General features: G+C 65.1%; 11 protein-coding genes. 8 read left to right on the top strand and 3 right to left on the bottom strand.

Annotated elements, in window-relative coordinates; translation table 11 throughout:
• The first annotated feature begins 170 nt into the window (after positions 1-170).
• The 5 genes from PQR42_RS39535 (at position 171) to PQR42_RS39515 (ending at position 4,061) form a co-directional block, all read left to right on the top strand.
• Positions 171-1,727 carry a protein adenylyltransferase SelO gene (locus tag PQR42_RS39535; protein WP_408391317.1) on the top strand — a complete coding sequence of 519 codons (1,557 nt, stop codon included), beginning with the start codon at positions 171-173 and terminating at the stop codon, positions 1,725-1,727.
• 90 nt (positions 1,728-1,817) lie between these two features.
• Positions 1,818-2,240, top strand: coding sequence for a peptide-methionine (R)-S-oxide reductase MsrB (msrB, locus tag PQR42_RS39530; protein ID WP_132374684.1), 423 nt, complete (start codon positions 1,818-1,820; stop codon positions 2,238-2,240).
• 177 nt (positions 2,241-2,417) lie between these two features.
• Positions 2,418-2,948 (top strand): septation protein A, encoded by a 531-nt coding sequence (locus tag PQR42_RS39525; protein ID WP_095419421.1) that lies wholly within the window; start codon positions 2,418-2,420, stop codon positions 2,946-2,948.
• A gap of 1 nt (position 2,949) precedes the next feature.
• Positions 2,950-3,270: a BolA family protein gene (locus PQR42_RS39520; RefSeq protein WP_408206454.1), complete on the top strand. Its 321-nt coding sequence runs from the start codon at positions 2,950-2,952 to the stop codon at positions 3,268-3,270.
• Between the two features lie 11 nt (positions 3,271-3,281).
• Positions 3,282-4,061, top strand: coding sequence for a peptidylprolyl isomerase (locus tag PQR42_RS39515; RefSeq protein ID WP_408206452.1), 780 nt, complete (start codon positions 3,282-3,284; stop codon positions 4,059-4,061).
• A 142-nt stretch (positions 4,062-4,203) separates the two neighbouring features.
• Here PQR42_RS39515 and PQR42_RS39510 read toward each other — a convergent pair whose 3' ends face one another.
• The 3 genes from PQR42_RS39510 to purL form a co-directional block, all read right to left on the bottom strand.
• Positions 4,204-5,496, bottom strand: a complete 1,293-nt coding sequence (locus tag PQR42_RS39510; RefSeq protein WP_408391314.1) for a HipA domain-containing protein — start codon at positions 5,494-5,496, stop codon at positions 4,204-4,206.
• On the bottom strand, positions 5,486-5,743 hold the full coding sequence (locus tag PQR42_RS39505) for a helix-turn-helix domain-containing protein (RefSeq protein ID WP_408206572.1): 258 nt from the start codon (positions 5,741-5,743) through the stop codon (positions 5,486-5,488). The genes PQR42_RS39510 and PQR42_RS39505 overlap by 11 nt, the downstream gene beginning before the upstream one ends.
• A 357-nt stretch (positions 5,744-6,100) precedes the next feature.
• Positions 6,101-10,186, bottom strand: coding sequence for a phosphoribosylformylglycinamidine synthase (gene purL / locus PQR42_RS39500; RefSeq protein ID WP_408391311.1), 4,086 nt, complete (start codon positions 10,184-10,186; stop codon positions 6,101-6,103).
• 394 nt (positions 10,187-10,580) lie between these two features.
• Between purL and PQR42_RS39495 the strand changes: the two genes are divergently transcribed.
• The 3 genes from PQR42_RS39495 to PQR42_RS39485 all read left to right on the top strand — a co-directional run.
• Positions 10,581-11,879 (top strand): FAD-dependent oxidoreductase, encoded by a 1,299-nt coding sequence (locus tag PQR42_RS39495; RefSeq protein WP_408391308.1) that lies wholly within the window; start codon positions 10,581-10,583, stop codon positions 11,877-11,879.
• A 117-nt stretch (positions 11,880-11,996) separates the two neighbouring features.
• On the top strand, positions 11,997-13,586 hold the full coding sequence (locus PQR42_RS39490) for an NAD(P)H-hydrate dehydratase (protein ID WP_408391306.1): 1,590 nt from the start codon (positions 11,997-11,999) through the stop codon (positions 13,584-13,586).
• A gap of 234 nt (positions 13,587-13,820) precedes the next feature.
• Positions 13,821-14,120, top strand: a 300-nt coding sequence (locus tag PQR42_RS39485) for a phosphoglucose isomerase-related protein (protein WP_494478189.1), incomplete at its 3' end; no start/stop codon positions are given.

Genomic DNA, 14,120 nt, shown 5'->3' with positions numbered 1-14,120 from the left:
GATCGTTTCAATTGGTTTTGCAGCTCGGGGGGCGCGCCTCGACGCGCCATCGGCGAAAAGCGCAAAGCCGGCAAACGACCTGGACAGGATCGGTACGGAACAGACGTACGGCCGGCCAGCAGCTCCGCGGGCGCGGACTTACAATATCGGTTAATCCAGAGGCGCTCAACATGTCGTTTTCCCCAAGCATTGCAGGGTTATCCGGGCCTTTGTCGGCTCTTTCCGATGCGCTCACCACGTTGCACGAGAGCGCATTCGCACGGCTCGGCAGCGTGTTTCTGACGCGTTTGCCCGCGGCGCCGCTCAGCGCGCCATACATGGTCGGGTTCTCCGCGGAAACCGCCGCGCTGCTCGGGCTGGAACCGGGCCTCGAGAACGATCCGGGCTTTGCCGAACTGTTCTCGGGCAACGTCACGCGCGAGTGGCCGGCCGAGGCGCTGCCTTATGCGTCGGTGTATTCAGGGCATCAGTTCGGCGTGTGGGCCGGCCAGCTTGGCGACGGCCGCGCGCTTGGCCTGGGCGAAGTCGAACACGACGGCCAGCGCTTCGAGTTGCAGCTGAAGGGCGCGGGGCGCACGCCGTACTCGCGCATGGGCGATGGCCGCGCGGTGTTGCGTTCGTCGATTCGCGAGTATCTGTGTTCGGAGGCGATGCACCACCTCGGCATTCCGACCACGCGCGCGCTGTGCGTGATCGGCTCCGATCAGCCGGTGCGGCGCGAGACGGTCGAAACGGCCGCCGTGGTCACGCGAGTGGCGCCGAGCTTCGTGCGCTTCGGCCACTTCGAGCACTTCTATTCGAACGATCGCACCGACGCGCTGCGCGCGCTCGCCGATCATGTGATCGAGCGTTTCTATCCGCATTGCCGCGAAGCCGACGATCCGTATCTCGCGCTGCTCAACGAAGCCGTGATATCGACCGCCGATCTGATGGTCGATTGGCAGGCGGTCGGCTTTTGCCACGGCGTGATGAACACCGACAACATGTCGATCCTCGGCCTCACCATCGACTACGGTCCATTCGGTTTCATGGACGGCTTCGACGCCGGCTACATCTGCAATCACTCCGATTCGCAAGGCCGTTACGCATACAAGATGCAGCCGCAGATCGCTTACTGGAATCTCTTCTGCCTCGCGCAAGGACTGTTGCCGCTGCTGGGCGAAAAGCATGACGAAAGCGTGCGCGGCGACAAGGCGATCGAAGACGCACAGCGCGTGCTCGGCGGCTTCAAGGACCGTTTCGCCCCGGCACTGGAGCGGCGCATGCGTGCCAAGCTCGGCCTCGAAACCGAACGTGACGGTGACGCTTCGGTCGTGAATCGTCTGTTCGAAGTGATGCACGCCAATCGTGCGGATTTCACACTGACCTTCCGCAATCTGGCGCGCATGTCGAAGCACGACGCGAGCGGCGACGCGCCGGTGCGCGATCTGTTTCTCGACCGCGCCGCGTTCGACGCCTGGGCGAACGACTACCGCGCGCGGCTGTCCGCAGAAACACGCGACGACGCCGCGCGCGCCATTGCAATGAACCGTGTGAACCCCAAATTCGTACTTCGCAATCATCTGGCGGAAACGGCGATCCGCCACGCGAAAGAGAAGGATTTTTCCGAAGTGGAACGACTGGCGGCCGTGCTGCGCCGTCCGTTCGACGAACAGCCCGAGCACGAAGCGTATGCGGGGCTGCCGCCGGACTGGGCGAGCTCGCTGGAAGTGAGCTGCTCGTCGTGATGTGCTGAAAGCCTTCCAATCGCGTGCAGTGAGCCGAATCCGCCTGACCATCCAGCCTCCCCAAAACAAGCCCGAGACAGGAACCCGACCATGAACAAGCCCGACGAACTCAAGACCGACGCCCCCGCCGTGCAGAAAGACGACGCCGAGTGGCGCAAGCAACTCTCCGACATCGAATATCAGGTGACGCGCCACGCCGCCACCGAGCGCCCGTTCACTGGCCGCTATCACGATCACTGGGACCGCGGCATCTATGACTGCGTCTGTTGCGGCACGCCGCTGTTCGAATCGGACACCAAGTTCGACGCCGGTTGCGGCTGGCCGAGCTACTTCAAGCCGATCGACGGCGAAGTGATCACCGAGAAGACCGACCGCTCGCACGGCATGCTGCGCATCGAGGTGGAGTGCAAGAACTGCGGCGCGCATCTGGGCCACGTATTCGAAGACGGACCCGCGCCGACCGGTCTGCGGTACTGCATCAATTCAGCTGCGTTACAATTCGAGCCCAAGTAACGTAGCGCGGAGTCCGGCGCGTTGCCGGCCGGCGTCTGCGACCATTCAGGCGCGCGCCGGCCGCGACCCTTCATCCAGCTTGCGAACCGGTTGCCCCGACGCTTCGCACCGCGCCCTTATTCTTCGACTCACTCTCCGGTCACTTTCCGCTCACTTTCCCATTCCCCCGACCAGATAATGAAATTCCTGTTCGATCTGTTCCCGATCATCCTGTTCTTCGTCGCCTTCAAGATCTGGGGCATTTTCACGGCGACGGCAGTGGCGATCGTCGCCACGCTTGTGCAGATCGCGTGGGTGGCCTTCCGCCACCGCAAGGTCGATCCGATGCTGTGGGTGAGCCTCGGCGTCGTCACCGTGTTCGGCGGCGCCACGCTCGTGCTGCACAACGACACGTTCATCAAATGGAAGCCGACCGTGCTGTACTGGGCGTTCTCCGTCGCGCTGATCGTCTCGCAACTGGCCTTCAACAAGAACCTGATTGAAGCGATGATGGGCAAGCAGATCACGCTGCCGCACGCGATCTGGGGCAAGCTGAATGTCGTGTGGGCAGTGTTTTTCGTGCTGCTCGGGCTCGTGAATCTGTTCGTCGCGTACAACTACACGACCGACCAGTGGGTCAATTTCAAGCTGTTCGGCGCCACCGGCTGCCTCGTGGTGTTCATCGTCGGACAGAGTTTGTGGTTGTCGAAGTATATGAAGGAAGAATGACATGACGAGCGACGCCAATGTATTCATGCACGCCACCACCGCCGAGCGCGCCGCGCTGATCGAGGCGCGCCTCGCCGCCGCGCTGGCGCCGGTCACTTCGATCCAGATCACCGACGACAGCGCGCAGCACGCCGGCCACGCCGGCGCCTCCGCCGGCGGTCATTTCAGTGTCACGATCGTGGCTGCCGCATTCGCCGGCAAGGCCCGCGTGGCGCGGCATCGCATGGTGTATGATGCGCTGGCCGATGCCATGCAGCGCGGCATTCACGCCCTTGCCATCACGGCGTATACGCCCGAAGAATTCGCTTTGTTGCCCCGCTAGGAAAATTTTCGATGACCTTGAAGAAAACCCGCCTTTGGGTATTGCTGGCTGCATTTGCAGCCGCACCTGCATTCGCACAGAACATCGCCGTCGTGAACGGCACGCCGATTCCCAAAGCACGCGCCGACGCGCTGATCGACCAACTGGTTCATCAAGGCCAGCAAAATACGCCGCAACTGCAAACGGCTGTGCGCGAAGAACTGGTGAACCGCGAGATCCTGATGCAGGAAGCGCTGCGCCGCGGCCTGCCGAATCGTCCGGACATCAAGGCGCAAATCGCCGTGGCACAGCAAACCGTCGTGCTGCGCGCGCTGATCGAAGACTTCGTGAAGAACAACACGCCGAGCGACGCCGAAGTCACCGCGCGTTACAACGCGCTGATCAAGGACGCGGGCGGCAAGGAATATCACCTGCACCACATCCTCGTGGATAACGAACAGCAGGCGAAGGACCTGATCGCGAAGATCAAGGCCGGCGCAAGTTTCGAGGATCTGGCCAAGCAATTCTCGAAGGATCCGGGATCGGGCAAGAATGGCGGCGATCTGGACTGGTCGGATCCGAAGGCCTACGTGCCTGAATTCGCGGATGCGGCCACGCATCTGCAGAAAGGCCAGATGACCGACACGCCGGTGCATACGCAATTCGGCTGGCACATCATCCGTGTCGACGACGTGCGCGATGTCACGCCGCCGCCGCTGGAGCAAGTGCGCCCGCAGATCGTGCAGCAGATCCAGCAGGAAAAGCTGCAGGCGTTTGAAGAAGGTCTGCGGAAGAACGCGAAGATTCAGTAAGCGGGTTTGCCGCTGAGGAGCAAGTGGCTCGCTTCGGGCGAGTACGTCGGTTCTTATTATCAGCGGTCCAGGCTTCTGTTCACGGCCCCGTTCAATCGATGATTGAACGGGGCTTTTGCATGTGCGGTCGGATCCGCCGCGATTACCTGCGCAGGGCCCGGCTCATCTCCGCAAGCGGCATCGCGACAATCGAGTCGAGCAGCCGGACTTCGCCCGCATTCGGCTGCGCGATCTCGTCGACGCGACGCCGCGTCTCCGCCACGCGAACGTCGAGCGTGGCCAGCATGTCATCCAGCAATTTTTCCGAGCCCTTCGGCGAGAGACGAAGCACTTCGCCGAATGCGAGCATGTTCTTCCTGGAGATCTGCGCGAACTGCGTCGCGTCTCCGACAGGCATGGTGAGGTCGCAGTGTGGCCAACGGTCCCGCTGTTGCGGCTGGTAGGTCGGCGTATGGTAGACGACCGTACTGACCAGGTCGTAAAACGGAGCCAGCATGTAGCCGCGAGGGCTGACGAAGAACGAGAGATTTTTCAGATGTGAGTCGGCATTGCCGATGAGCACATTGAAGATCGCCCATCGGAATACATCGAGACGCGCCACTGCCCGCGTGCTCGTTTTCTCGATGGCATCCCTGAGCACCTGCGCCGTCGCGTTCTGATATTTGAAGCTGCGGTCGTAGTTCAACAGTTGCATGGCGTCGACGGTATGCAGCCGCCGAGCCGGCTCGCTGCTCGTGTCACGGTCGAAGCGATCGATCACGTAGCAGGCCGAAGGCACGCGCATGAAATGCGTAGGCGGTACGGGCACGCCCATCGCATGAGCGAGTTGCATGCAGAAAAATTCGTTGATCGCCGAATGCGGATAGCCCGTGCTTCGCATGTCGGGCTTGAGCAGATGCATGGACGGTTCGCTGCCCACAGGCTCAAGGAGCGTGTAATCCGGCGCGTCGCCGCGCAAGGTCAGCAGCAGCTTCTGTTGGGCACCCGCCGCGGACATGCGTTTGGGCGCCGTGGCGGTGAGCGCATGCTGCGGCATCGCCTGTATGCGTGCCTCCAGATTCGCGTACGACAACGGTTGCAGACCGCTCGATGCCTCCTGTTCACCCTCCGCAAGCAGCGTCAAGGCGCCAGCCGACTCCCGGCCGTAATAGGCAAGCAGACCCCACGCATCGCTCGCATCGACCTTGGCTTCACGAGCGAGCGCACTGCGCATTTCCTCTTCTGGCAAAAGGTTGTCGAAGAACCATTGCACCGGCCGCTGACTCGAGCCGTCTACGAAAGGCTGGGCTTCCAGCGGGAAAGCGGGTGAGAGCGCAAACGCGTCCTCACGACCTGGCCAGTGCGGGTCGTAGGTAAATGACCAGACACCGCTGTCATCGCTCACGATGCCCACGCGCCGGCCATTCGCATAGGCGACGAGCGTTCTAGCGGCCATGAGTAGTCCGTCGGCGATGGAGCGCCTTGGTGGCCAAGGCCGGGGGAATGTCCACGGAAACTTGCGCGCGCAGCGTGATGCCCAGTTCGCCGAGGAGGTGCAGCACCTTGCCGATCTGCGCTGTCGGCTTACCTGCCTCGATATGCGTGATGAACTTGGGGGACAGGCCGGTCGCGATGGCGACGTCGTCGCGCGTCAGCCCTTGTGCGAGCCGCGATGCCCGCACAAGATCGCCTAAGGCCGTCATATCGCCAATGAAAGTCTCGGATTGCACCACTTTCCGCCCCTTGTACGTTCGTACCCGCTCGGGAACATTATGCCACGGGACGAAGGGGCAGGCTTGATTTCGTACCCGATCGGGTACCAAGTGATGTATTGGAGGTTTGTACGACTGTTTCGTACCCGGTCGGATACGAAGCGTACCAATTTGAAGCGTATCGCCTTTCCCGTACCAGATCGGATACGGACCAAGGCGTCGACAGCCTGCTCAACTGCTACGAGGGCCGGCGCATGTGCCGCCCGCCTTGCCGGCGTCAGACTGACCACGCAGCCGTCGCACCCGCCAGGCTGCCGTGCGAACCACACGGCAGCCTGCCTTACATCATCAACTCAACCAACGGCGCGCGTTCTGGAACACGCGCAGCCACGGGCTTGCGTCCGTGGCGCCCTCGCCCCAGCCTTCCGGATGCCAGCTCATCTGCACCGCGCGATGCACACGCTCCGTATGCGGCATCAGCACCGTGAAGCGACCGTCCGGCGTCGTTACCGACGTGATGCCGTTCGGCGAACCGTTCGGGTTGAACGGATACTGCTCGGTCGCCTGACCACGGTGATCGACATAGCGCATCGCCACCGCGACCTTCGACGCATCGCCTTGCTGCGAGAAGTCCGCGTAGCCTTCGCCGTGCGCGATCGCCACCGGAATGCGCGAGCCTTCCATGCCGTTGAAGAAGATCGACGGCGAAGCCTGCACTTCGACCAGCGAGAAGCGCGCTTCGAATTTCTCCGACTTGTTGCGCGTGAACTTCGGCCAGGCTTCGGCGCCCGGAATCATCGAGGCGAGGCTGCTCATCATCTGGCAGCCGTTGCAGATGCCGAGTGCGAACGTGTCTTCGCGGCCGAAGAACGCTGCGAACATATCGGCCAGTTGCGCGTTGAAGCGGATCGCCTTCGCCCAGCCTTCGCCGGCGCCCAGCGTATCGCCGTACGAGAAGCCGCCGCACGCCACCGCGCCGGCGAAATCCGCGAGGTTCGCGCGGCCGGCCAGCAGGTCGCTCATGTGCACGTCGTGCGCGTCGAAGCCGGCGCGGTCGAATGCATAGGCCGTTTCGAGGTGCGAATTCACGCCCTGCTCGCGCAGGATCGCGACGCGCGGACGCGCGCTCTTGCCGATGAACGGCGCGGCGACATCTTCTGCCGGATCGAACGTCAGCACCGGCGTGATGCCCGGATCGGCCGCGTCGGACAGCGCGTCGTATTCGGCGTCGGCGCAAGCGGGGTTGTCGCGCAGACGCGCAATACGCCAGCTCACTTCGCTCCACGTACGATGCAATTCGGTGCGCGGCGCTTCATAAATCTTCTTGGCGTCGCGATAAATTTCGATCGTGTCGCGCTCGTTGATCTTGCCGATCACATGCGAGCACGCCGACAGTCCATGCTCGCGCAATGCTCCGAGCACCGCGTCGCGCTCAGACGCGCGCACCTGAACGACGGCGCCGAGCTCTTCGGTGAAAAGCGCGCGGATCGTGCGGTCGTCACGGCGGCCGCTGGTCTGCTTCGCCCAGTCCTTGGCGTCGCCGTAGTCGGATTCATGGGTCGGATCGAGCACCAGCATATCGACGTTCAGCGACACGCCGACGTGCCCCGCGAACGCCATTTCGCACACCGTCGCCCACAGGCCGCCGTCGGAACGGTCGTGGTAAGCGAGCAGCTTGCCGTCCTGGTTCAACGCCTGGATCACGGCGAAGAAACGCTTGAGGTCTTCCGGATCGTCCACGTCCGGCACCGTATCGCCGACCTGCTGCGTGACCTGCGCGAGAATACTGCCGCCCAGACGATGCTTGCCGCGGCCGAGGTCGATCGCGATCAGCACGGACTCGCCCACGTCGCTGGCGCGGCGCAGTTGTGGCGTGAGGTGGCGGCGCACGTCTTCGACCGGTGCGAACGCCGAGATGATCAGCGAGACTGGCGCGACCACTTCCTTCGCGACGCCGCGGTCTTCCCACTTGGTGCGCATGGACAGCGAATCCTTGCCGACCGGAATGCTGATGCCGAGTGCCGGGCACAGTTCCATGCCGATCGCCTTGACCGTGTCGTAGAGCGCGGCGTCCTCGCCTGCTGCGCCGCACGCGGCCATCCAGTTGGCCGACAGCTTGAGCTTGTCGAGCGACGCGATCGGCGCCGCCGCGATGTTGGTCACCGCCTCGCCCACCGCCATGCGGCCCGAAGCCGGCGCGTTGATAACAGCCAAAGGCGTGCGCTCGGCCATCGTCATGGCTTCGCCGGTGAAGCCCGCGTAGTCCATGGTGGTGATCGCGACGTCGGCGACCGGCACTTGCCACGGGCCGACCATCTGGTCGCGCGCGGTCGTGCCGCCTACCGAGCGGTCGCCGATCGTGATCAGGAACGACTTGCTCGCCACCGTGGGATGACGCAGCACGCTGACCGCCACGTCCGACAGCGCGAGGCCGGTGACATCCACCGGTTCGAGCTTCTGCTCGACGCGTTTGACGTCGCGGTGCATGCGCGGCGCCTTGCCGAGCAGCACTTCCATTGGCATGTCGACCGGCTCATGCGCGGTGTCGTCGTTCAGTTCGGAGTCGATCAGCTTGAGCTGACGCTCGGCGGTGGCCGTGCCGATCACCGCGAACGGGCAGCGCTCGCGCTCGCACATGGCGGCAAAAGCCGGCAGATCAGCCGGCGCGATGGCCAGCACGTAGCGTTCTTGCGCTTCGTTCGACCAGATTTCGCGCGGCGACAGACCGCTCTCTTCCAGTTGAATCTTGCGCAGGTCAAAGCGCGCGCCCTTGCCGGCGCCGTCGACCACTTCCGGGAAGGCGTTCGAGAGACCGCCCGCGCCGACGTCGTGAATGCTCAGAATCGGGTTCTTCTCGCCGAGCTGCCAGCACGCATTGATGACTTCCTGCGCACGGCGTTCGATTTCCGGGTTACCGCGCTGCACCGAATCGAAGTCGAGCTCAGCGGTGTTGGTGCCGGTCGCCATCGAGCTCGCGGCGCCGCCGCCCATGCCGATGCGCATGCCCGGACCGCCGATCTGGATCAGGAGCGACCCTTCCGGCAGATCGTGCTTATGCGTGTGCTGGTCCGAGATATTGCCGATACCGCCGGCGATCATGATCGGCTTGTGATAACCGCGCACCAGTCCCGCGACGTTCTGCTCGTAAGCGCGGAAATAGCCGCCCAGATTGGGCCGGCCGAATTCGTTGTTGAACGCGGCGCCGCCGAGCGGGCCGTCGATCATGATCTGCAGCGGCGAGGCGATGCGGTCGGGCCGGCCGTACGCTTCGTGCTGGTCGTCCGGATTGCGGTGCGCGAGCGGCTGCGCGGCGTCGCGCGCGTTTTCCCATGCCTCGACACCGTCCGGCAGTTCCAGGTTCGACACCGTGAAGCCCGCCAGACCCGCCTTGGGACGCGCGCCGCGCCCCGTTGCGCCTTCGTCGCGGATTTCGCCGCCCGCGCCGGTCGCGGCGCCCGGGAACGGCGAGATCGCGGTCGGGTGATTGTGCGTTTCCACCTTCATCAAGGTGTGCGTGAGTTCGTTGCTGCGGCGGTAGTGCTCCGGCAGTTCACTCGCGCCCAGGTCGGCAGGCGTGCGCGGGAACCAGCGTTCGGCCATGCCGCCCGCCATGATCGCCGAGTTGTCCGAATACGCGACGATCGTGCCTTGCGGATTCAGCTTCTCGGTGTTGCGGATCATGTTGAAAAGCGAGATGTCCTGCTTCTCGCCGTCGATGGTCCAGTCCGCGTTGAAAATCTTGTGGCGGCAGTGTTCGCTGTTGGCCTGCGCGAACATCATCAGTTCGACGTCGGTCGGGTTGCGGTCGAGCTTGGTGAAGGCGTCGACGAGGTAGTCGATTTCGTCGTCGGCGAGCGCGAGGCCCAGTTCCGTGTTCGCCGTTTCCAGCGCGCCGCGGCCGTCGCTCAATACGTCGACGGTTTGCAGCGGCTTGGCCGGCAGTTCGTCGAACAGATGCAGCGCGTGGTCGCGCGACGGCGACACGCTCTCCGTCATGCGATCGTGCAAGGCCGCCGCGACGGCCGCGCGGGCTTCGTCGGTGAGCGCCTTCTTGCCGCCCAGCAGGCCGCTTTTCAGCGTGACCGTGTACTCGACGCCGCGCTCGATGCGGCGCACCTGCGTGAGGCCGCACAGATGCGCGATATCCGTTGCCTTGCTGGCCCACGGCGACACCGTGCCGAAACGCGGCACCACGAGGAAGGTCTCGGCCGTGCCGCGCTCTTTGGTTTCTTCGAGCGGATCGCCGTAGTGCATCAGCGCTTCGATCTTCGCGTTGTCTTCAGCGGAGAGCGGCGTCTGGGCGTTGACGAAGTGCAGATATTGCCCGCGCACGCCGGTGATGTTCGGATCGATGCGCGTAAGCGTGTCGAGCAGGCGGGTTTGACGGAAATCGGAAAGGGCCGAAGCGCCGGGGAAACACGAGAAGTGGGCCATGGACTTGACGTTGCGTCGCTAATGATGCCGATGAGTGATGCCGATGAGTCGCGCGTGAAGGCGACGTGAGGCGCAAAGGAAGTCCGGGATTATACCCCGGGAAGAGGCTTCCAGCGGGCTTGGCGGTGCGGCTTCGGCCGGGTTTCGAGATAGTTCCGCGCCGCTTCCGCGTGGATCCCGGGCGCGTTTCGGCCGGACTCGGGCTCGCTCACGGCACGCACGGCGGCGGCGCTCAGGCGTTGCACCCGCGTGGCCGCGCCGGCGGTTTGACTGCTATCATTCGCCCTTTCACCAGATCGGCGCGGGCGGCCTGAGCAGGCCGGGCAACGCGCCGCATGTCACGCTCAACGGGAATGCGCCGCTTCGGCGTCTCGTCGGCAAATCGAATCAGAACATGGATGTCATCGTCATCGGCGGCGGGATTGCGGGCGTCGCCACCGCTTATCAACTGCGCGCGGCCGGCCATCGGGTATGCGTCGTCGAGCGCCACGCCACGGTCGCGCAGGGCGCGACCTATGGGCACGGCGGCACCGTCCTGCCGACCCCGCTCGACGTCTGGTTCGGCCCGACTTTCATGGCGAGCCGTCAAAACACCAAAAACGGCGTCGTCAACAAGACCGGCTTCAACGGATCGGCGCGCCAGTTCGTCAAGCAGCTCGCCGAACTGCAGGAACCCAACGCGTTCGGCCATCAATACGGACTGCTGCGGCCGCTGATCGAGCTGTCGCGTGAAACCATGGCGGACATGGAAGCGCGCTTCGGCCTCGAGTTCGAACAGACCAGCGGCGTGCTTTATCTGGTCCGCTCGGAACAGGAATGGGAGCAGATGCGGCCCGCGCGCGGCCTGCTCCAGCTCTTCGAAGTGCCGCACCACGAGCTGACACCCGAACAATGCGCGGCGTTCGAGCATTCCGTGCGCACCGAACCGCAATTCGCGGGCGGCGTGCTGTTCGACCAGGAGCGCACGGCCAATGCCCCGCTGTTCACCAAGCTGATCAAGCAGACGCTGGACACGCAAGGCGGCGTGCAATTCATGCTGGGCTGCGAAGTCTCGTCGATCCGCCTGGAAGGCCAGCGCGCCTCGGTGGAACTGGCGCCGCAGCCGGGCGCGACCTCCCGTTCGCGCGAAGTGGATGTGATCCACGCCGACGCGGTGGTCGTGGCGGCCGGCCACGGCAGCCTGCCGCTGCTCGAGCGACTCGGCTTGCGGCTGCCGTTGCATCCGTTGCGCCTGCACACGCTGGTCGCGCCGATCGCGCATGAGGAATGCGCGCCGCACGTCGCGATCGTGGACGCGGTGAAGCGGATCGCGATCAGCCGGATGAACCATCGGCTGCGGATCGCGGGCGGCGCGGTCTTGCAAAGCGCCGGCCAGATCGACAAACCGTTGGGCGAAGCGGTGACGAAAGAAGCCCTCGCCCTGCTCGGCCAGGCTACGCACGACTGGATTCCGGGCGCCGCGCGAATCTCGGTGGCTTTGCCGTGGGAAGGCGTCAAACTGCTGTCGCCGGACGGCTTGCCGGTGATCGGCAACGCACTGCATCCGCGTCTTTTCGTCAATGTGGGCCACGGCCCCGCCGGCTGGGGGCTCGCCTGCGGGTCGGGCAAACTGGTTGCCGACCTGATTTCGGGCGGCACGCCGGACGTCCCCGCGGACACGCTGGCCGCGCTGCGCGCGGATCGGTTCAGGTAAATCGCCGGCCCGCGCACAAGCGGGCCGCAAGAGGCGCGCGCTGGGCGCCCATCGGCACTACCATAGCGATATCCCAAGCTTTTTCGCCTGCCACCGGGCGAACCGCCAAGCCTCGCCATGACAGAAGCCGACAACACGCCGCCGACGCTCATCAGCCCGCACAACCGGGCGCTGCCGCTTCTGACGCTCACCGATCTGCGGATCGCCGAATCCCAGGCGGCGGCCGCCTTGCCGAAGCACACGCTGATGTCGCGCGCCGGGAAATCCGCCGCGAGCTTTCTGCGCGAGCAGATCACCCGCGATACCTCGATCGAGAGGTCCAGGCAGAAGGTATGGCTCATCGCCGGGCCGGGCAACAACGGCGGCGATGCGCTGGTTCTCGCGACGGAACTGCACGAAGCCGGCATCGCCGTCGAGCTGTGCATGCCGGTCGAGGTGAAACCGGAAGATGCGCGCTGGGCGCTCGATACGGCCCGCGCGGCAGGCGTCGCGATCACCACCGCACCGCCCGCGTCGCTGGACGGCTACCGGTGGCTGGTGGACGGCATGTTCGGCATCGGCCTGACGCGTCCGCTCGAAGGCGTGTTCGCGACCGTCGCCCGGCAGCTTTCGCAGCGGGCCAAAGCACGGCCGCGCAAAGGCGGCGTGCTGGCGCTCGACGTCCCGAGCGGCCTCGACAGCGACACCGGCACGGTCGTGGGCAACGGCGACGGCGCCGCTGTCCATGCCACCCATACGGTCACCTTCATCGGCGCCAAACCCGGGCTCTTTACCGCGCAAGGGCGTGATCTCGCGGGCGCCGTCACGGTCGCGCCGATCGGCGTCGACACCAGCGGCCGCACGGCCGTGCAACTGAACGCACCCGAGCTCTTCGCCGCCTTCCTGCCGCCGCGCGATTTCGCGACCAACAAGGGCAGCTTCGGCAGCCTCGCCGTGGTCGGCGGCGACACCGGCATGTGCGGCGCGCCGATCCTCGCCTCGCGCGCGGCGCTGTACACCGGCGCGGGCAAGGTGCACGTCGCGTTGCTGGGCGAAGGCGCCCCGCCCTACGACCCGCCGCATCCCGAACTCATGCTGCATACCATCGACGATCTGCCGCTCGACCAGATGGACGCGCTCGCCGTCGGCTGCGGCATGGGTCATCGCGAACGGGCCACGCACGTGATGTACGACGTACTGCAACTCGACGTGCCCAAGCTGTTCGACGCGGACGCGCTGAATCTGATCTCGAAGGATCCCGCGCTCGCCGCCGACCTCACCGCGCGCGGCGTGCAAGGCGATCCGTGCATCCTCACGCCGCACCCGCTCGAAGCCGCGCGTTTGCTCGGCACCGACGCGCCGGGTGTGCAGCGCGACCGGCTCACCGCCGCGCGCTCGCTCGCCGCGCGCTATGCCGCCGTGGTGGTGCTCAAAGGCACCGGCACCGTCATCGCGGCTCCGGACGGGCGCCTGGCGATCAACCCGACCGGCAACGCCGCACTCGCGACGGGCGGTACCGGCGATGTGCTCGGCGGCATCATCGGCGCCCTGCTCGCGCAGCATCTGCCGCGCTACGAAGCGGCGCTCGCGGGCGTCTATCTGCATGGGCTCGCCGCCGACACGCTGAGCGCGCAAGGCCACGGTCCCGCTGGCCTGACCGCGGGCGAACTGGCGCCGATGGTGCGAACCTTGCTGAACCGTTTGTTCTACCCGGCGGCGGAGTGCTGAAGCTGTCCGTCCCAACCTATGGATGGACGGCCCAAACCGCTGCCGCCCGTCACGCAACGCCGTTATACTGACTGACTGCGCCGCGCGTCGGAGCCACCACGGGTGACGGCGAACTTTCACCGCCACCCACCGCGAACCCGGCCGCGCGGCATCGCTCTAACAGCATCGTTGCATCATCCTCGGCAGCGCTTCACGCGCGCGCCTTTCTTCGTGCCACTTGGTTAGACGGACGCTATGACCCAGAACTCGCTCCCCTCCTGGTCCTCGCTGCAAACGCATTACGAAAAGATTCGCGATGCGCATATGCGCGACTGGTTCGCCCCCGAGAACGATCCCGCCCCTACCCGTGCTGAGCGCTTTGCGTTCGCGGGCGGCGGTCTCGCGGCCGATTTCTCGAAGAACCGCATCACCGACGAGACCCTGAAACTGCTCGTGCAACTCGCGCGCGAAGCCGGCGTCGAAAAACGCCGCGACGCCATGTTCGCGGGTGAAATCGTCAACCCGACAGAAGGCCGCGCCGTGCTGCACACCGCG

It is taken from the genome of Paraburkholderia sediminicola, assembly GCF_046027355.1.
Classification (GTDB): Bacteria; Pseudomonadota; Gammaproteobacteria; order Burkholderiales; family Burkholderiaceae; genus Paraburkholderia; species Paraburkholderia sediminicola_B.
Note: the sequence above shows the minus strand (reverse complement) of the source record. Positions and strands in the feature narration are given on the sequence as shown.